Below are 19,108 nucleotides of genomic sequence, written 5' to 3'. Positions count from 1 at the left end.
TGCAATTATACATAACTATATAAAATCCTTCAGTATAATAATTGGTTTGTTAATAAATCATTAAAGAAAGGAAGTAAATAAATGAATATAGTTTTTATGGGAACACCAGAATTTGCAGTACCCTCCTTTGAAGCTATTGTGAAAGAATTTGGAGTTAAAGCAGTATTAACTCAACCAGATAGGCCAAAAGGAAGAGGAAAGGCTTTGGCCATGTCTTCTGTTAAAGAGGCAGCACTAAAATATGATATTCCAGTGTATCAACCAGAAAAATTAAAAAAGGATAAAGAACTAATAGATAAGCTTAAAGCTATGGAGTTAGACTTTATAATTGTAGTTGCCTTTGGACAAATTCTTTCTAAAGAAGTTTTAGATATACCTAAGTATGGGTGTATTAACTTACATGCATCGCTTCTTCCAAAGTATAGAGGCGCAGCACCAATAAATTTTGCGGTGATGGAAGGTGAAAAGACCAGTGGAAATACTACTATGCTTATGGATGTAGGCCTTGACACTGGAGATATGCTTTTAAAAAGCGAATTTGATATTACAGAAAGCATGACGGCTGGAGAACTTCATGATTTACTAATGGAAGATGGTGCAAAATTATTAATAGATACAATTAATGGTGTATACAACAATGAAATAGTGCCAATAAAACAAGGAGATACTATAACGTCCTATGCAAGTATGCTAAATAAAGAAATGGCAAATATTAATTGGCAAAGAAGTGCAGAAGAAATTCATAACTTTGTGAGAGGGTTAAACCCCTTCCCTATGGCCTATACTTTCTATAAGGATAAGTCTATGAAGTTAATAAGCACTAAAGTATTACATGAGGAATCAAAAGAATTACCAGGAACAATTCTAAAGGTGAATGGTGAGGGAATAAGAGTTTCAACTAAGGATAAGGTTTTGCTTATTACAGAAGTACAGTTTCCAAATAAAAAACCCCTTAAAGTATCAGAGTATATTAAAGGAAACAGTATAGAGGAAAAAGAAGTATTACACAAATAAAGTTTAAGGAGAGATTAATATGTTTTATTTTGATTCAACTATGCTGATCTTATTACCAGCGCTAATAATTGCTACCTGGGCTCAATTTAACATACAAGCTAGTTATTCAAGATATTCAAAGGTTTATAGTAGAAATGGTTACACAGGAAGCCAAGTGGCAAGAATGATATTAGATGGCTATGGATTATTTCATGTACCAGTAGTTCCTATTGGAGGGAAATTAACAGACCACTTCGACCCAAAAGAAAATGTAGTAAGGTTATCCCAGGACGTATTTTATGGGGCTTCTATTGCATCTATTGGGGTTGCAGCTCATGAAGTGGGTCATGCAATTCAGCACAGGGATGGGTATGTACCTATCAAAATTAGAATGGCTATGGTTCCTATTGCAAATCTTGGATCTAGTGCATCTTGGATGCTTTTTATTCTAGGGTTTATTTTATCCATGCCAGCTTTAGTTAATTTAGGGATTTTACTTTTTACTGCAGTGGTTTTATTTCAAATAGTCACATTACCAGTGGAATTTAATGCCTCAAATAGGGCTGTAACAATATTAAAAGATAGAAATATACTTCATGAGGATGAATTAACTGGAACAAAAAAGGTGTTAAGAGCGGCGGGATTTACCTATGTGGCAGCAGCACTTACTGCTATTGCACAATTACTAAGGTTAATTGCACTAAGTGACAGAGAAAGATAAGTTGAGGGAAGATAATGGATAATGCTAGAAAAATAGCTGTAGATGTATTAAATGAAGTATTTTATAATAAAGCATATTCAAGTATTGTACTTGGAAATATGCTTAATAGTAGCAGTTTAGAGCAAAAGGATAAAGGCTTAGTAACGGAAATAGTTTATGGCACAATAAAATATAAATATACCATAGACAAGATTTTAAAAGGATTTTTAAAGAATAACTTTGATAAAACAGATAGATTTTTACTAAATGTTTTAAGAATAACTATCTATCAAATTAGGTATTTAGATAAGGTACCAGAATTTGCTGCTGTTAACGAAGCAGTAAACTTAGTAAAAAAGTATGTATCTTTAGGGGCTTCTAAGGTAGCTAATGGAGTGCTAAGAAATTATTTAAGAAATAAAGAAGAGGAAGTCTATTGGAAGGAGGGGAATATTTTTGAAGAATTAGCTTTTAAATATTCCTTTCCTCAATGGATGGTAAAGTTATTCAATGAGCAGTATGGAATAGAAGTTTGCGAGAAGATTTTATCAGGACTAAACCAAAGACCAGATATTACTGTAAGAGTAAACTCTACTAAGGGAGATTATGAGGAAGTATTTAGTAAGTTAGAAGAACATGGTTATCAGATAGAGGAAGGGTATGTTTGCCCTGAAGCAATAAAGATAATTAGAGGAAGAAATATTGAAGAAAATCCTCTATTTAAAGATGGATATATTACTGTACAGGATGAAAGTGCTATGCTGGTAGCTCCAACCATGGATGTAGGGGAAAATAATACCATTTTAGATTTGTGTAGTGCTCCTGGAGGAAAAACTACCCATATTGGAGAACTAATGAATAATACAGGGAAGGTATTAGCTTTTGACATATACGAACATAAACTTAGATTGATAGAGGAGAATACTGAAAGACTTGGGCTAAGCAATATTAGTTTATCTATATTAGATGCTACAAAGTATGAAGAAAGCCTTAGTGAAAAAGCTGATAGTGTCCTTATTGATGTACCTTGTTCCGGTCTTGGAATTATAAGAAAAAAGCCAGAAATTAAGTATAATAAAAATGCCAAGGAGTTACAGGAAATTGTAAAAATCCAAAGGAAGATAATGACTAATGCAGCTAAGTATGTTAAGGAACAAGGAGTGATTTTATATTCTACTTGTACTTTGAATAAAGAAGAAAATGAAGAAAATATAAAGTGGTTTATAAGTAAGAATCCAGAGTTTACTGTGGAAAAGGTTTATTTTGGAAAATCAGATAATATTATTTACCATGAAGAAGGTTTTGCAACCATACTCCCTAATTCGTATATGGATGGATTTTTTATAGCTAAAATTCGTAGAAATAAGTAGGTGAGAAGATGAAAAATATTTTAGATTTAGATTTGCAAGAGTTGAAACAATGGATGAAAGATAATAAGGAAAAGGATTTTAGAGCAAAGCAAGTAATGGATTGGATATACAAAGAAGTCTGGTGTTTTAGTGAAATGACTAATATTCCTAAAGCTACTCTTGAAAAATTAGAGGAGAGTTTTTACGTAGGCATCCCAGAGATTATAGAAACCTACAGTTCTAAAAGAGAAGACACGAAAAAACATTTATTTCTTTTAAGAGATGGAAATGTTATTGAGTCTGTAGTTATGAAATATAAACATGGTAACTCTATTTGTGTTTCTACTCAAATAGGTTGCAAAATGGGATGTAAGTTTTGTGCTTCAACTATTGGGGGAGTAGTGAGAAATTTAACTAGTGGTGAAATATTGGGCCAGATAATAAGAGCTCAAAGTGAACTAAAGGAAAGAATTTCTAATGTTGTACTTATGGGCAGTGGAGAACCTTTAGATAATTTTGAAAATGTGTTAAAATTTATATATAATGTAAATGCTGAGTATGGATTAAATATTGGTCAAAGGCATATTACTCTTTCAACCTGTGGAATAGTACCAAAGATAAAAACACTTGCTGATTTGGACTTGCAAATTACCTTAGCAATTTCGCTCCATGCACCAAGTGATGAAATTAGAAAGCAAACAATGCCTATTGCAAATGCCTATACAATAGAGGAACTCTTAGAAGCTTGTAAGTATTACATAGGCAAAACGAATCGAAGAATTACTTTTGAGTATGCGTTAGTTAAGGGGTTTAATGATACAAAGGACAATGCTGAGGAACTTTCAAAAATTTTAAAGGGGATGCTTTGTCATGTTAATTTAATTCCTATTAATGAAATAAGTGAAAGTACACTTAAAAAGTCCAATATGGAGGCAATTAACAAGTTCAAGGATGTTTTAGCAAAAAACGGTATTGAAACAACCATAAGAAGAGAAATGGGACTTGATATAAATGCTGCATGTGGACAACTTAGAAGAAGTTATTTAAAAAAGAAGGAGTCATAACTATATGGGGAGATTAATAGGTATAGAAACTGATTTAGGGAATAAAAGGACCCTCAATGAAGATACCGTAGGATTTTATGAACATAGTGAGTATAGTATATTTGTAATTGCTGATGGCATGGGAGGCCATAATGCTGGTGAGGTGGCAAGTAAAATTGCAGTGGATAGTGTATTAGAATACATTAAAACTCATTGTAATGACTATGACATGGAGCAAGCATTAGAAGGTGCAATAGATGAGGCAAATAAAAATGTTTATAAATATGCAGTACTAAATGAAAATTGCAGTGGTATGGGAACTACTCTTACAGTAGCTTATGTGAAGGGAAATAAGCTCATTGTAGCTAATGTAGGGGATAGTCGTTGTTATGTGGTTTCAAAAGGGGAATTAATAAAAGTTACTAAGGACCACTCTTTAGTACAAGAACTTTTAGATAATGGCACCATTACAGCTGAAGAAGCAATAAACCATCCAAACAAAAATGTTATTACTAGGGCTGTAGGAACAAAAATCTCTATTAAGGGAGATTATTATCCTTTAGATTTACAAAACATAAGTACAGTAATGTTATGTTCAGATGGATTAACTAATGAAGTAACTGAGGAAGAAATCCTAAGTATTATAAATAATGATATCAGTAATAGCAGCATAAGATTAATAGAGCGTAGTAAAGAAAAAGGCGGAAAAGATAATATTTCTGTTATCATTTTTAAAGGAGAGTGTACACATGATTGGAACCATATTAGGTAGTAGATACCAACTGCTCCAGAAGATAGGGGAAGGTGGAATGGCTGTAGTTTATAAAGCTAAGTGCCTTCTGTTAAATAGATATGTAGCTGTAAAGATTCTTAAAGAAGAGTATTCTAATAACTTAGAATTCATGAATAAGTTTAGAAAAGAAGCAGCAGCTGCTGCAAGCTTTTCAGCAAATAACATAGTAAATATTTATGATGTAGGTAGTGATAATAATATTAACTATATTGTTATGGAACTTGTTAATGGAAAAACTTTAAAGGAAGTAATTCAAGAAAGAGGAAGACTTAGTGTAGATGATACTTTAAGTATTGGAATTCAGATTGCAAAGGCCTTAGAATGTGCACACAAAAATAATATTATTCATAGAGATATAAAACCTCATAATATTTTAGTAACGGAAGATGGCACAGTAAAGGTAACTGATTTTGGTATAGCAAAGGCTGCTTCTTCAGATACCATAACTCATACCAGTAAGGTCATAGGGTCTGCACATTATTTCTCTCCTGAGCAAGCAAAAGGAAAGATAGTAGACTATAGAACGGATATTTATTCTTTAGGTATAGTACTATATGAGATGATAACAGGAAAGGTTCCTTTTGATGGAGAGAGTGCTGTTTCAGTAGCTTTAAAACACATTCAAGAGCCAGTGATATCGCCAAGACTACTTATTGGAAGTATTCCCGAGAGTTTAAATAACTTAATTTTAAAGGCTACTGAGAAGGAGACTGCTAGACGATATCAAACTGTAACAGATATATTAAATGATTTAAAGAAAATACAAAGCAATCAAGCTTACACAATAATAAACTCAAAAAATGAAAATGAATTTACTAGGGTTATGGATCCTATTGATGTTAAAGCTACTGTAGATTCTTATGAAGCGGATGAATATGAAGAGGATAATGAGGATGAAAGAGGTAAAAAAAGAAGTCCTAAGGTGAATAATAAGAATAAGAAATGGATTATTGCTTCAGTAGCTGTAATTCTTGCAATAGTATTAGGACTATTTGCAGGTAAGTTTTTCATTTCCTTAAGCTCAGGTGGTGGAGCTAAGAATGAAATAAAAGTTCCAACAATAACAGGTCAACCTAAAGAACAGGGCCAAAAGATTGTAGAGGATTTAGGTTTAAAATTTGTAGTTTTAAGTGAAGAAAAGAGTGATAAACCTAAAGGAACAATACTACAGGTTTTTCCAAATGAAGGCACTGTAGTGAAAAAGGAAAGCGAAGTTAGAGTTAGGGTAAGCGTTGGACCAGAGGAAGAGGAACTTCCTGACCTTAAGTTATTAGACAAGAGTGTGGCACAAGACTACATTGTTAACTTAGGCTTTAAGGTAGGCAAGATAACTGAGGAAAATTCTGAGGAAGTTGCTCAAGGTCTAGTAATTAGCAGTGATCCAGGTCCTAAGGCAAAGCTTAAAAAGGGCGATATAGTAAATTTAGTTATAAGTAAGGGCTCTAAAATTAAATACCAAAAGGTTAAAGATTTATCAAATATGACACTAGATGAAGCTAAGAATGTTCTAGCTGTTTCAAATTTAAAACTAGGAGAAGCTACTGCGGTATTGACAGATGATAAGTCTAAGGACGGAAAAATATTTAATCAAAGTATTGCGCCAAATACAATGGTTAAGGAACAAGAGACTATCTCGGTAAATTACTACAAGTACCAAGATCCAGATGCAGGTAAGATTACTGTACCAAATTTTATTGGTAAATCAGTGAAGGATGCACAGGATATAGCAAAAGAACTGGGATTAAATTTACAAGTTAACGGAGACACTAAAAATGTAATTGAAAAACAAGATAAGGCTCCAAATAGCAAGGTAGAGAAGGGAACTACAATAACATTAACTACAGCTGCTAGAAAAGATGATAATAAGGATGATTAAAAAATAAAGGATTAAGAAAAATAATTGGAGGTAACATGGAAGGCGTAATTGTTAAAGGAATTGGTGGACTATATTACGTAGATGTAGATAAAGAAATATATGAATGTAAAGCTAGAGGTAAGTTCAGACACAGTGGACTTACCCCTATGATTGGCGATTATGTGGTAATAGAAGTTGAAAAAGATAAAACAGGAGTTATAAATGAAATTCTACCAAGACACACTGAGCTAATTAGACCTGTAGTGGCCAATGTTACTCAAGCTTTTGTTGTGTTTGCCTTTAAAGAGCCGGATTTAAACTTAGAGCTATTATATAAGTTTTTGGTGCTTTGTGAATATAATGATTTAAAGGCAGTGGTATGCTTTAATAAAATGGATTTAGCAGCAGAAGAGCACAAAGAAATAGGAGAAGTATTAAAAAATGTAGGCTATGAGGTTTTATACTTAGAAGCAAAACATGGTATTGGTGTCCAAGGATTAAAGGAAAAGATAAAGGACAACATAAGTGTGTTCTGTGGACCATCTGGAGTTGGCAAATCTACTCTTTTAAACAGCTTCATGGGAAGAGAAAAGATGAAAACTGGAGAAATTAGTGAAAAAGCTAAAAGAGGTAAGCATACCACAAGACATAGTGAGTTAATCCAAGTGGAAGAGGGTTTCCTGGTGGATACTCCAGGATTTTCTTCCTTAGAGCTAGACTTCATTGATAAGGAAGATTTACAGCACTGTTTTCCGGAGTTTAAACAGTATAGGGACCAATGTAAGTTTAATAATTGTTTTCACCATAAGGAACCAGGTTGTGCTGTAAAAGCTGCTTTGGAACTAGGAGAAATAAATGAAAATAGATATAAATTTTATGTAAAAACATTAGAAGAAGCAATAAGTAGGGGGAACTGGAAATGATAAAAATTTCACCGTCAATATTATCAGCAAATTTTTCGAAACTTGGAGAAGATATTGTAAGCCTAGAGAAGTATGGTGCAGATATGATTCATATAGATGTTATGGATGGAATGTTTGTGCCTAATATATCTTTTGGAGTGCCTATAATAAAATCAATTAGAAGCTTAACAAAACTTACCTTTGATGTACATTTAATGATTGAAGAACCTTCAAGATATATTAAGGATTTTGTAGATGCAGGAGCAGACATTATAACTGTGCATTACGAGGCTGATAGACATTTAGATAGAACTGTAAGTTATATCAAGAGCTTTGGAGTAAAGGCGGGGGTTTCATTAAATCCTGCAACACCAGTTAATTCTATTAAACATTTAATTCCTAACTTAGACATGGTTTTAATAATGTCTGTGAATCCTGGATTTGGAGGACAAAAATACATAACATATTGTGGAGATAAAATTAAAGAAGTTAAAGAGTTAGCAGAAAAATATAATAAGAACTTACTTATAGAAGTAGATGGTGGTATTGATAGCACCAATATAGGCACAGTGGTAAACAGTGGTGCAAATGTTATAGTAGCTGGCTCAGCAGTGTTTAAGAATAACAATATTAAAGAAAATATAAAGGCTTTAAAAGAAGGGGTTTAGCATGAAGGCTATCATAATAGGTGGAGGAGATGCTCCAAGTGAGGAATTAATACATAGATACTTAGATGAAAATTCTATTATTATTGCGGCTGATGGTGGAGCAAATGTGCTGTACAATTATGGCATTAATCCTGATTATTTATTAGGAGATTTTGATTCTATAGCCCCCCACATATTAGAGGAAATGAAAACTTCCTGTCCAATTATAAATTTTCCAGTAGATAAGGATTACACGGATAGTGATTTGGCTTTAGATAAAGCTAAGGAGATAGGTGCTTCAGAAGTGATTTTTCTTGGGTGTACAGGAAAGAGATTAGATCATTTTCTAGGAAATATCTATGTACTATACAGAGCACTAAAAATGGGTATAAAAGCTTATATTATAGATCAGTATAACGTGATATATCTAACAGATAAGTCTCTTACGTTAGAAGGGATAGAAGGGGAAGGATTTTCACTTCTTAGTTACTTTGAAAATGTTAAGGGACTCACTATAAAAGGAGCGAAATATCCACTAGAAAACTTTGATTTAAGTATAAGTAATAACTTAACCTTATCTAATAAGTTTAAGAATAAGGAAGTAGAGATAGAATTTAGTAGTGGAATACTTATGATAATTATAGCAAAAGATAAAGTGTAGCCAATGTGCTACACTTTATCTTTTGCGAAAAAAGTACTCTAGAAAGAAGGTTATGGTATTTTTAAAGCTAAATAAATAATCATTAGTGTCTTAAAGAAATCTAAAAAATAAAGTTTATAACAATAACTTACTACTTGTAGCAAAAATGAAGGTTTATCATATATTGGTAATAAAAGTATTCGTGGGGGAATAAGAGATGTCAAGATTTTGTGGGAGGAGAACCAAAAAAAAGATTGGAGCAGCAGCAATAGCAGTTGGTGCTGGAGTTGTGTTATCTATGCTTATTCCATTTTGGGGATGGATAATGGCAATGGGTGGTGTAATTATTATAGTTGGATGGAAGATAATGGAGGGTAATTAAATTAACTTATTTTTATTTTAACATAAATACAAATGTGTGAGGAGGAATTAGATGACAATAAAAGTTATTAAACTGCCTAAATTCTTATCCAAAATAATAAGATTATTTATTAGAAAACAACATAGGTAACTAAAACTAGCAGGGAAGTTTCCTTGCTAGTTTTAGTTAAGTTTATAAAATTTGAGAAAATAAAAAAATGCAACGTCTTAAAGTTGCATTTTTTTATGCTTAAACTGCACGTTGTACCTTACCAGAACGTAAGCATCTTGTACAAACGTGGATAGTTTTAGGTGAACCTTTAACGATCGCTTTAACTCTTTTTAGGTTTGGAGCGAATGTTCTTTTTGATTGACGGTGTGAGTGGCTGAACTGTGCTCCTGCAACTACACCTTTATCACATATATCACATCTTCTTGACATTTAATACACCTCCTTAAAGTCACCAAGAATATTGTTCTAAATCAAACATAAACTATTTTAACATAATTGTTATAATACTTGCAAGTATTAAGTAAAATAATTAATATATATATGGGTGGGGAACTAAATTGGAGATTTAAATTACCTAGGTAACTTACATTGGTTTTCATAAGTCTCTAAAAGCTGAATAAATTAAGCTTTTACTAAGGAAACCCTGTATGAATATAAATTTCACTAAGGAAAGTCCAATCTATTCACACAAAAGGGTTAAAGGTCCTAAGTTATATGCCTATATACTCTTAGTTTTAACTTAGGTTCCTTACATATACATATTTTGTTGAATTAATTGGCAATTTAATATAAAATAAGGTTAAGGTCTAATTAAGGAGGAATTTTTATATGAAAGCTAGCATAACCACTGAAATAGGTAATGTACATTATTCTGAAGAAGTTTTAGCTAATATAGCTGGAATATCAACCATGGAATGCTATGGTGTTGTTGGTATGGCTTCAAAGAATGCAAAAGATGGATTATGGGAGTTATTAAAAGCTGAAAACCTTGGTAAAGGTGTTAAGATTATTTCTAAAGGCGAAGTTATAACTATTGAATTATATATAATAGTAGAATATGGAACAAAAATCTCTGTAATTGCAAATAACATTATACAAAAGGTTAGATACAATGTTGAAAACTTTACAGGCATTAAAGTTTCACAAGTTACAGTAAATGTTCAAGGTGTGAGAGTTTAGGAGGTAACAACATTGAAATACTTAAAAATAAGCGGACATGATTTTTGCAACATGGTAAGAAATGCCTCTAATAAATTAGAAGAGCAAAAAGAGTATGTAAACTCGTTAAATGTTTTCCCAGTACCGGATGGAGATACTGGAACAAACATGTCATTAACTTTTAAAGCTGCAGTAACGGACCTTGAGGGGTTAGATAATAAAACTTTAGGAGAAGTTTCCAAAAGACTAGCTAAAGGAGCTTTAATGGGAGCAAGAGGTAACTCAGGGGTTATTCTTTCTCAAATTTTCAGAGGAATAGCAAAAGGGTTAGAAGGAAAATCAGAAGCTACCATTGAAGATATAAAGGCTAGTATGGTAGAAGGGGCTAATTTTGCTTATAAAGCAGTAATGCGTCCAACAGAGGGTACAATCCTTACTATAATAAAAGCGGCGGGAGAAGCTGCAATGAGTAGCAATAGTGAGGACATAACTTCATTGTTCCAAGATATATGCAATCACAGTAAGATTATGCTAGATAAAACTCCTGAGATGCTTCCACAATTAAAACAAGCAAAGGTTGTAGATGCAGGAGGAATGGGACTTTTAATACTTTTACAAGGAATGTTAGAATCCTTAGACAAAGATTTAAAAGTTGAATTGTTTGTAGAAGGACATGTGAAAGATAGTGGCTTCCAACCACAAGCACTTGAGGCTAACATTAATCCTGCTGATATTAAATTTGGATACTGCACAGAGTTCATAATTTTAAGTGAAAGTGTAAATATTCCTAAATTTAAAGTAGAGTTAGAAAAGCGTGGAGATTCAATAGTTTTAGTTGGGTTAGAAGACATTGTAAAAGTTCATATCCACACTAATGATCCAGGTGAAGTTTTATCTATGGCTGTTAAGATGGGAGAATTATCAAAAATAAAAATTGATAATATGAGAGAACAACATAGATCCTTACTAGAAACTGATATGGAACCAGGAAAAGCCGTAGATGAAACAGCAAGTGAAGGCTTTGATGAGCCTAATAAACCTTATGGCTTTGTTACTGTAGCAAGAGGTGAAGGAATAAAGGCTATATTTGAGGATTTAGGAGTTGATCAAGTAATTGAAGGCGGTCAAACTATGAATCCTAGTACTCAAGATATAGTTGATAGCATAAATAAAATTAATGCTGATACGGTATTTGTATTGCCAAACAATAAGAATATAATCATGACAGCTAGTCAAGCTGTAGACTTAATCGAGGACAAGAAGGTAGTTGTTATACCAACTAAAACAATTCCTCAAGGAGTTACAGCTATAACCATGTTTAATGGAGAAACAGACACTGAAGAGAATGAAAATTTAATGACTGAAAGTTTATCTAATGTAGTTTCAGGTGAAGTAACTTATGCAGTTAAAGATACTGAAGACAATGGAAGAGCTATTAAAGAAGGCAATATTTTAGGTATTTTAGAAGGTAAAATTAATGAAATAGGCACAGATATCTATGAAGTGTGTAAAAAACTTATAGAAAACATGGTAACTGAAGAAAGCGAACTTATTACAATATTCTATGGTGAAGATTGTGAAGAGGAAAAAGTTGAAGAATTAGTTGCTGATTTAGAAGAAAAATATCCTCATATGGATGTGCAATATTTTGAAGGAAAGCAACCTCTATATTATTTTATTACATCTGTAGAATAAAAGCCTTCGGGCTTTTTTTCTATATTTACGAAATCAACGTCAACTTATATTATTAATTAATATAAGTTGATTTGGTGGCAGTAAAAATCTGCTTCCAAAGTTGTTAAACAAAATGAATTTGTTTATTATTTAATTTGGAGTGATATTGTGAATATTTATGATGATGTAGGCTATTTAAAAGGAGTAGGCCCTAAAATGGCTGAAAAACTTAACAAATGTGGAATATACACAATATTGGACTTGTTGTTGTATTTTCCAAGGGATTATGAGTTTATCTCTATAGCTAACAATGTAGAAGAATTCAATGACAAGGATAAAATTATAACAGAAGCAACAGTGGAGGGAATACTTAAAGATATAAGAACTAAAACTGGAAAAGTTTTATCAACTGTATTATTTAAAAGTGGAAACACTAAATTCAAGGGGATTTGGTTTAATCAACCCTACGCAAAAAATAGCTTTAGAGTAAATGGCAAATATATTTTAAGTGGAAAAATTGAAAAACATAATAAGGAAATTCATTTAAGTAATCCTAAAATTATGCGAAATATTACTTTAGATGATAATAAAATACTGGCGAAATATTCTTTAAGGGATGATTTGAGCAATAATTTTTTAAATAAGATTATCACAGAGGCATTAGTACAAATTAATATTATCGAAAATTTGCCACGTAGTATCCTTGACAAATATAAGTTCATATCTTTAGATGAAGCTATAAAAAGCATACATAGTCCAATGGATAGCAAAATTTTAAATGAAGCCAAGAGAAGGTTGAAATTTCAGGAACTATTTACCTACTCTTTGAAGATTCTTCTTTTAAAAGAAATTAACAGTAGTGTAAAAGGGATAGGTTTTAAGATTTCAGATGAATTGAAGGAATTAAAAGAAAAACTTCCATTTCAGCTAACGCAGGCTCAAGCAAGGGTAGTAAGAGAAGTGCTTTTAGATCAAAAGAAACCAGTGCCTATGAACCGATTAGTGCAAGGGGATGTGGGTAGTGGGAAAACTATAATAGCACTAATAACCATGTTTAACGTAATAAAGAATGGATATCAAGTAGCTATGATGGCACCCACAGAGATTCTTGCTAAACAACATTATGCAGAAGCGGAAAAAATTTATAAGAACTTTGGAATAAAAGTAAAATTACTTACTGGAAGTACTACTGGCAAGAACAAAGAGATAATTAAAGAAGAAATAGCACAAGGTAAGATTGATTTGCTAATCGGTACTCATGCTTTAATAGAAGAAAATGTAGTATTTGATAATTTAGGAATGATAGTTACTGATGAGCAGCATAGGTTTGGAGTAGGTCAAAGAAGTAAGCTTAGTAACAAGGGTGAAAATATAGATGTTCTAGTTATGAGTGCTACACCAATACCAAGAACTTTGTATTTGTATCTCTATGGTGATTTAGATGTGTCTATAGTGGATACACTACCACCTGGAAGAAAGCCTATAGATACTTACTATGTAAATAAAAATGAAAGTAACAGAGTTTATAATTTTGCTCTTAAGGAAATTGAGGAAGGAAGACAAGTTTATGTGGTTTGTCCTCTAGTAGAAGAAAATGAAGATATAAAACTAACTTCAGTAACAAATTTATATGATGAATTAAAAGAGAAGTATTTTAGAAATATAAATATAAGCATTCTTCATGGTAAAATGTCAAATAAAGATAAGAATGAAATTATGGATAGATTTAAGAGTGGAGAAATTAAAGTATTAATTTCAACCACAGTGATCGAGGTTGGTGTAAATGTACCAAATGCCACTGTAATGATTATTGAGAATGCAGAAAGGTTTGGGTTATCTCAGCTACATCAATTAAGAGGAAGAGTTGGAAGAGGGAGCCATAAGTCCTACTGTATACTAGTTGCTGAAATTAAAAGTGAAACTACAAGACGTAGAATGGAAATAATGAAAAGTAGTAATGACGGATTTTACATTGCTGAAGAGGATTTAAGGATAAGAGGCAGTGGTGAGGTCTTTGGAATGAGGCAATCTGGTGAAAGTGGGTTGTTATTAGCAGACCTGTCTACAGATTTTCAATTATTTAAAGTAGCTAATCTTGAAGCTAAAGCTTTATTAGCAAATCAAGAAGAGGAAGAACAAAGAGTTGTTAAAGAAATAATAAACAGTATAGAGAGAAGCTCAAAATATATTTGTTTTAATTAGGAGAGCATAGGAGGAAACCAAATGAGAATAATAGCCGGAATAGCAAGGGGAAAGAAAATATTATCGCCAGAAGGCATGGGAACAAGACCTACTTTAGATAGAATTAAAGAATCTATCTTCAGTATAATTCAAAACAGAATTATGGATGCGGTGGTCCTTGATCAATTTGCAGGTACAGGAAGTTTAGGTTTAGAGGCAGCAAGTAGAGGAGCTAAGGAATGCCACTTAATTGATAAAGGAGATACTACCTTTGGATTCTTAAAACAAAACGTAGTTAATTTAAAATTTGAAGATAGATGTAAATGCTATAAAGGAGATTGTTATAGATATCTTGAGGAATTTGGAAAAGCTGGAAAGGTATTCGATTTAATTTTTATAGATCCTCCTTATGCAAAGGAAATGATACCACCATCTATTGAACTTATAACAAAATATAACTTATTAAATAGACAAGGACTTATTGTAACTAAGATTGATTCAGGAGAAGAAATATACGAAGGTGATGGAAATATTATTCTAATAGACAAAAGAAAATATGGAAATACAACAGTGTGTTTCTACGAGCATAAGGAGATATAAAATGACAAGAGCAGTTTATCCAGGAAGTTTTGATCCAATAACAAATGGACACTTAGATATTATAAAAAGGTCATCACATGTATTTGATGAGGTTGTTGTAGCTGTATCAATTAATCCTAATAAAAGAGGGTGGTTTGATATGGATGAAAGAGTGGAACATATTCAGAGGGTAGTTAAAGAGCTAAAAAATGTTAAAGTGAAAAGTCTTAGTGGATTACTTGTGGATTTTATGAATAAGGAAGACATTGGTGTTATTGTTAAAGGATTAAGATCTATGTCAGACTTTGATTATGAATTTCAGATGGCTCTTATGAATAAAAAACTTGATCATAAAAAGGAAACAGTGTTTATGATGACTAACACTAAGTATTCTTATTTAAGTTCTACAGCTATTAAGCAAGTAGCTTTGTTCAAAGGATGCTTAGAGGGTTTAGTGCCAAAGGAGTTAGAAAGTGAAATAAGACAAAGAGCAAAACAATTCGAGGGGGAGTTATAACATGGAGGTATTAGAGTTATTAGATTTTCTTGAACAAAATATTCAAATGGCATCAAAGAATTTAGTGGGGAAGGTCTCTATAAATAAAAAAGAGGTATTACAAACTATATCAGAGATTAGAAGTTATTTACCAGATGAATTTACAGAAGCTAAAAACATTGTGGATAAAAGAGAAAGAATATTAAATGAGGCTAAGAGAGAAGCTGAAGAAATTATAGAAAGATCTAGAAGAAGAGCTCAGGATGAGTACGAGAACTCAGATATATTAACTGCAGCTAAGGCATCAGCCAATGAAATTGTTGAGCTAGCTAAGAAGGAAGCAAAGGAAATTAAAACTGAGGCTACTATGCATGCTAAGGAAATAAAATATGGTGTGATGAACTATGCAGATGGTACCTTAAGCAATTTACAGAAGGAAATAGATTTAGTAGGAGAACAGTCTTTAATAAACATAAAAAAAGAAATGGAAACTATGCTTATAAATATTCATAAGCAAATAGCTAACACCACTTCTACAGTAAGAGAAAATATTAAAGACTTAGGAAACTCTAATTAAGGATTTTAGCTTGTATACTATTACTGGCATAGTTATTAAGAAAATAATTCCTAGTAAGAATGGAGAAAAGGAATATACTTTTGGATAACTATCTAAAAATACATCTTGAGCTATATGAACAAAACTCATATTACATATAAATAGAGTTATTAGGGCGGCTACGATTCCCTGAATTACTTTTAAAAGTATATATTTATTTATAGAAATTTTGTGTTTGTATACTAGAGAGTATACCTGGGAAGTGATTGAAAGACCGCTAAAAGCAATTAGAAAACTGCTAATAGTAAGCTTCAAATCATAAGAAATAGCTGAACTAGCAATTAAATTACAACCATTGGTTACTTCCAATATTCCAAGAGTAAAACTTTGGAATATCTCAATAGGTAAATTTGTATATTTTGATACATAGGTTAGAGCAATGTTAAAAGAAGCATTGCTCTTTATTATGTTTATAATTACTGAAAAGATTATGACGAAACTGCCTATGGATATGCAGGTTTTAACTGCATCTTCTAAAGCATTCTTAAGGGCAATTCCTAAATTTATGCTTTGGGTTGATACTTTCTTATTAGTGGTTTTGTAATTTTTCCACTTATATCTTCCAGGCAGTAATAAACCCATTATAATACAAGAAAGTATATTTGATATTATTAGAATATAGCCTAAGGATGGATGACCCAGCATAGCGGTGCCTACAGACCCAATAATAAACAAGGGACTTCCGTTGGTTGCAATATTTAGAAGTCTCTCTAAGGTTTGATGGTCTATTAGATTCTGTTCATATAATTCGGCTGCATACCTTGCGCCTAAAGGGTAACCACAAAACACACTTACTAATAGCACTAAGCTACATTCTTTTGGAAGTCCTAGAGGGCGACATAGAAGTGTTCCTAAGAGTCTAGAATAAATCTCAATGCCACCAAAGGAAATGATTAAGTTTACTATAACCAAAAAAGGGAACAGTGAAGGAAACACTGCATTAAAAAATAGCTTGGCTCCATCTATGGTAAATCCAATACATTGCTTGGGGTTTAACACTATATAAACTACAATTATAGAGCAAATAAAGGTGAGCAAAGCATTTTTATCATGATTTTTTAAAAGTAAATATATAAGAGAAAATATGACTATTAAAGTCAGGATTAATATTACCTTCATGGCATGCCTTCTTTCTTACAGTGATAATTTAACAACACTTCAAAACTTCAAGTCTGAGATTTTCTTTAAGTGGCAGTTGCAAAGCATAGATTATATTTAAATATATTGTTGTTTCAAGATAGTTATGATAAGTATAAGTTTGAAAATCTAAATTAGTAGTGCTTTTTAGGAAAGAAGTTTTTAATTTTGGTATAGAAATATGAACAGGGAGAAAGAGTTTTGTTAAACAAAATGAATTTGTTCACTGCTTAAAGATTTTCATAGTGGGATAAATTAATAAAAAAAGCCCTTAACTTAATTATACTTCATTTAAGTTAAGGGCTTAGTTTTTTATTTTAGGATTAAAGGACTTATTAAATAATCATCATTATAGTTTACTTTATTGTTGATTAAACTATATGCTTTTGTAGATTGAATATCTAATTTCATGGTGTCATTAAGGTCTTTTGGGAGTTTTGTATAGAGAGGAATACTACTATTATTCTTTATGGATTTTAAGATGGACTTCCCCTTATCATTAAAGCCTAAAACCCTTGCATAGGGACACGGTAAGGTTCTTAAGACCCCTGTATTATAATTATCAAAGCCAACAAAATACTGGCACAGGGCTCTACTAATTCTAGTATAGGTATAGCGCTTGCTTTTAATTAAGTCAATGGCAGCTTCATAGGAAATCCCTTCTAAAACACCTTTAGCAATTTTAAAATCTAAACCTTCAGAAACATCAGGAATTTTTAATAAGTTTCCATTATTAGTAAGGATTCTATGTTTTATATATGGAAACATAGAGTCATAAAAGGGAAATGGATACTTTGAAAGGCCTAAGGTTTTTAATAATTCATAAACCTGCACAGGAAGGTGAGAACTAAGACTTTCAATGGAATCTCCTGATTTCAAAAATTTTCTTATAGAGGTGGCACTAGAGAAAATAGAATTTAGTTCATCGCTGTTATAGGCTGCGCCTTCTCTTTTAAGGGTATATGTTTCTATGTCACTGTTTAATTTCTTTAAGCTTCTTATGTATTCTATACCTAAAATATTATTTGAAGAATTTAAAATATCTTCTAGTTTACTATAGTCATTAAGGCTCATGTTATTTGCCATTGAATTATTATTTAAATAGGCAGATATACCATGAGTTCTGGCTTTAGGGTAAACTAACCCTTCTTTTAATTTAGCCTTTAAAACAGATTTAAATTCCTGTGGCTCTGTATTTAAAATTTCAGCTATATGACTTAGTAAGGTTACATCCCCATGTTCGCTACCAAAACAAATTGAATCTACTACCCCTAGGCTGTTTAATAAGCTAATTGCCCCGAAGGAAAAGAACTCAGCTGAAGATAAACTATATAGTGCTGGAAGCTCAATAACTAAATCTACACCATTATGAAGAGCAGTTAAAGTTTTGTTCCATTTATCTATTACAGAGGGGATGCCTCTTTGATTAAAGCTTCCACTCATTACTGCAATTAGTACATCACAATTAGTTAATTCTTTTGTTTTATTTATATGATACACATGACCATTATGTAGGGGATTATATTCTACAACAATTCCTGAAATTTTCATTTTATTCACTCCAATATGAAAAAAGATATATAAGTTAAAAATAGTAAAGAAGAAAAAACAATACTTATACTCTATTAGTTTATAATATATAATATTGTCAAATTTGTACATATTAATTAATAATATTCCACGAGTTGAAATAATTTCGCATTTAAGGTTGAAAATTATGTGTAAAAAGGGGTATATTAATAAGGGATATTTATTAATCATGTTTTAATACAATATGCAGGTTAAAACATGACTAAAAGTGTAATAATAATTGCCTACAATTAAGACAATTATCTTAAAAGGCAATAATCATTTGCCAAATTATACATAAGTGTATTAAAATATCATATTGAGATGAAGGTATTCTGAAAAGTAACTAGCCATTATGCTACTCTATTTTTTATTATGCTAGGTTAATAGGATTTATTTATAG

General features: G+C 31.8%; 19 protein-coding genes. 16 read left to right on the top strand and 3 right to left on the bottom strand.

Annotated elements, in window-relative coordinates; translation table 11 throughout:
• Positions 1 to 81: 81 nt before the first annotated feature.
• The 10 genes from fmt to C661_RS23925 all read left to right on the top strand — a co-directional run bounded on the left by fmt (position 82) and on the right by C661_RS23925 (position 9,304).
• Positions 82 to 1,014 (top strand): methionyl-tRNA formyltransferase, encoded by a 933-nt coding sequence (fmt, locus tag C661_RS0106725; RefSeq protein WP_017414554.1) that lies wholly within the window; start codon positions 82 to 84, stop codon positions 1,012 to 1,014.
• Positions 1,015 to 1,033: 19 nt separating this feature from the next.
• Positions 1,034 to 1,714 (top strand): zinc metallopeptidase, encoded by a 681-nt coding sequence (locus C661_RS0106720; protein WP_017414553.1) that lies wholly within the window; start codon positions 1,034 to 1,036, stop codon positions 1,712 to 1,714.
• A gap of 14 nt (positions 1,715 to 1,728) precedes the next feature.
• Positions 1,729 to 3,063, top strand: a complete 1,335-nt coding sequence (rsmB, locus tag C661_RS0106715) for a 16S rRNA (cytosine(967)-C(5))-methyltransferase RsmB (RefSeq protein WP_017414552.1) — start codon at positions 1,729 to 1,731, stop codon at positions 3,061 to 3,063.
• A gap of 8 nt (positions 3,064 to 3,071) precedes the next feature.
• On the top strand, positions 3,072 to 4,106 hold the full coding sequence (gene rlmN, locus C661_RS0106710) for a dual-specificity RNA methyltransferase RlmN (RefSeq protein WP_017414551.1): 1,035 nt from the start codon (positions 3,072 to 3,074) through the stop codon (positions 4,104 to 4,106).
• A gap of 4 nt (positions 4,107 to 4,110) precedes the next feature.
• On the top strand, positions 4,111 to 4,857 hold the full coding sequence (locus tag C661_RS0106705) for a Stp1/IreP family PP2C-type Ser/Thr phosphatase (RefSeq protein ID WP_017414550.1): 747 nt from the start codon (positions 4,111 to 4,113) through the stop codon (positions 4,855 to 4,857).
• Positions 4,835 to 6,754: a Stk1 family PASTA domain-containing Ser/Thr kinase gene (gene pknB, locus C661_RS0106700; RefSeq protein WP_017414549.1), complete on the top strand. Its 1,920-nt coding sequence runs from the start codon at positions 4,835 to 4,837 to the stop codon at positions 6,752 to 6,754. The genes C661_RS0106705 and pknB overlap by 23 nt, the downstream gene beginning before the upstream one ends.
• A gap of 35 nt (positions 6,755 to 6,789) precedes the next feature.
• On the top strand, positions 6,790 to 7,656 hold the full coding sequence (gene rsgA, locus C661_RS0106695) for a ribosome small subunit-dependent GTPase A (protein ID WP_017414548.1): 867 nt from the start codon (positions 6,790 to 6,792) through the stop codon (positions 7,654 to 7,656).
• The gene (gene rpe / locus C661_RS0106690; RefSeq protein ID WP_017414547.1) at positions 7,653 to 8,303 is read left to right on the top strand and encodes a ribulose-phosphate 3-epimerase; all 651 of its coding nucleotides are present in this window, start codon (positions 7,653 to 7,655) and stop codon (positions 8,301 to 8,303) included. Before rsgA ends, rpe begins: the two co-directional genes overlap by 4 nt.
• Position 8,304: 1 nt before the next feature.
• Complete coding sequence (locus C661_RS0106685; protein WP_017414546.1) at positions 8,305 to 8,943, top strand: thiamine diphosphokinase; 639 nt, start codon at positions 8,305 to 8,307, stop codon at positions 8,941 to 8,943.
• Between the two features lie 196 nt (positions 8,944 to 9,139).
• Positions 9,140 to 9,304, top strand: a complete 165-nt coding sequence (locus tag C661_RS23925; protein WP_017414545.1) for a hypothetical protein — start codon at positions 9,140 to 9,142, stop codon at positions 9,302 to 9,304.
• A 228-nt stretch (positions 9,305 to 9,532) separates the two neighbouring features.
• Here C661_RS23925 and rpmB read toward each other — a convergent pair whose 3' ends face one another.
• Positions 9,533 to 9,724, bottom strand: a complete 192-nt coding sequence (gene rpmB, locus C661_RS0106675) for a 50S ribosomal protein L28 (RefSeq protein WP_017414544.1) — start codon at positions 9,722 to 9,724, stop codon at positions 9,533 to 9,535.
• 399 nt (positions 9,725 to 10,123) lie between these two features.
• On the opposite strand from rpmB, the gene C661_RS0106670 reads away from it, so the two are divergent.
• The 6 genes from C661_RS0106670 to C661_RS0106645 all read left to right on the top strand — a co-directional run bounded on the left by C661_RS0106670 (position 10,124) and on the right by C661_RS0106645 (position 15,960).
• A complete protein-coding gene (locus C661_RS0106670) occupies positions 10,124 to 10,474 on the top strand; it encodes an Asp23/Gls24 family envelope stress response protein (RefSeq protein WP_017414543.1) in 351 nt (116 codons plus the stop codon).
• A gap of 12 nt (positions 10,475 to 10,486) precedes the next feature.
• Positions 10,487 to 12,148, top strand: a complete 1,662-nt coding sequence (locus C661_RS0106665) for a DAK2 domain-containing protein (protein ID WP_017414542.1) — start codon at positions 10,487 to 10,489, stop codon at positions 12,146 to 12,148.
• Between the two features lie 147 nt (positions 12,149 to 12,295).
• Complete coding sequence (gene recG, locus C661_RS0106660) at positions 12,296 to 14,329, top strand: ATP-dependent DNA helicase RecG (RefSeq protein ID WP_017414541.1); 2,034 nt, start codon at positions 12,296 to 12,298, stop codon at positions 14,327 to 14,329.
• Between the two features lie 21 nt (positions 14,330 to 14,350).
• Positions 14,351 to 14,908: a 16S rRNA (guanine(966)-N(2))-methyltransferase RsmD gene (rsmD, locus tag C661_RS0106655; RefSeq protein ID WP_017414540.1), complete on the top strand. Its 558-nt coding sequence runs from the start codon at positions 14,351 to 14,353 to the stop codon at positions 14,906 to 14,908.
• Between the two features lies 1 nt (position 14,909).
• Positions 14,910 to 15,404: a pantetheine-phosphate adenylyltransferase gene (gene coaD / locus C661_RS0106650; protein ID WP_017414539.1), complete on the top strand. Its 495-nt coding sequence runs from the start codon at positions 14,910 to 14,912 to the stop codon at positions 15,402 to 15,404.
• Position 15,405: 1 nt separating this feature from the next.
• A complete protein-coding gene (locus C661_RS0106645) occupies positions 15,406 to 15,960 on the top strand; it encodes a hypothetical protein (RefSeq protein ID WP_017414538.1) in 555 nt (184 codons plus the stop codon).
• Here the strand turns inward: C661_RS0106645 and spoVV are convergent.
• Together spoVV and C661_RS0106635 are read right to left on the bottom strand one after the other, a co-directional pair.
• Positions 15,943 to 17,118 carry a dipicolinic acid transporter SpoVV gene (gene spoVV / locus C661_RS0106640; protein WP_017414537.1) on the bottom strand — a complete coding sequence of 392 codons (1,176 nt, stop codon included), beginning with the start codon at positions 17,116 to 17,118 and terminating at the stop codon, positions 15,943 to 15,945. The genes C661_RS0106645 and spoVV overlap by 18 nt on opposite strands.
• Before the next feature lie 330 nt (positions 17,119 to 17,448).
• A complete protein-coding gene (locus tag C661_RS0106635) occupies positions 17,449 to 18,687 on the bottom strand; it encodes a nucleotidyltransferase (protein ID WP_017414536.1) in 1,239 nt (412 codons plus the stop codon).
• Between the last annotated feature and the right edge of the window lie 421 nt (positions 18,688 to 19,108).

It is taken from the genome of Clostridium tunisiense TJ, assembly GCF_000300195.1.
In the GTDB taxonomy this organism is placed as follows: Bacteria; Bacillota; Clostridia; order Clostridiales; family Clostridiaceae; genus Clostridium_J; species Clostridium_J tunisiense.
The sequence above is the reverse complement of the archived record's forward strand: the minus strand, read 5'-3'. Positions and strand labels throughout refer to the sequence as shown.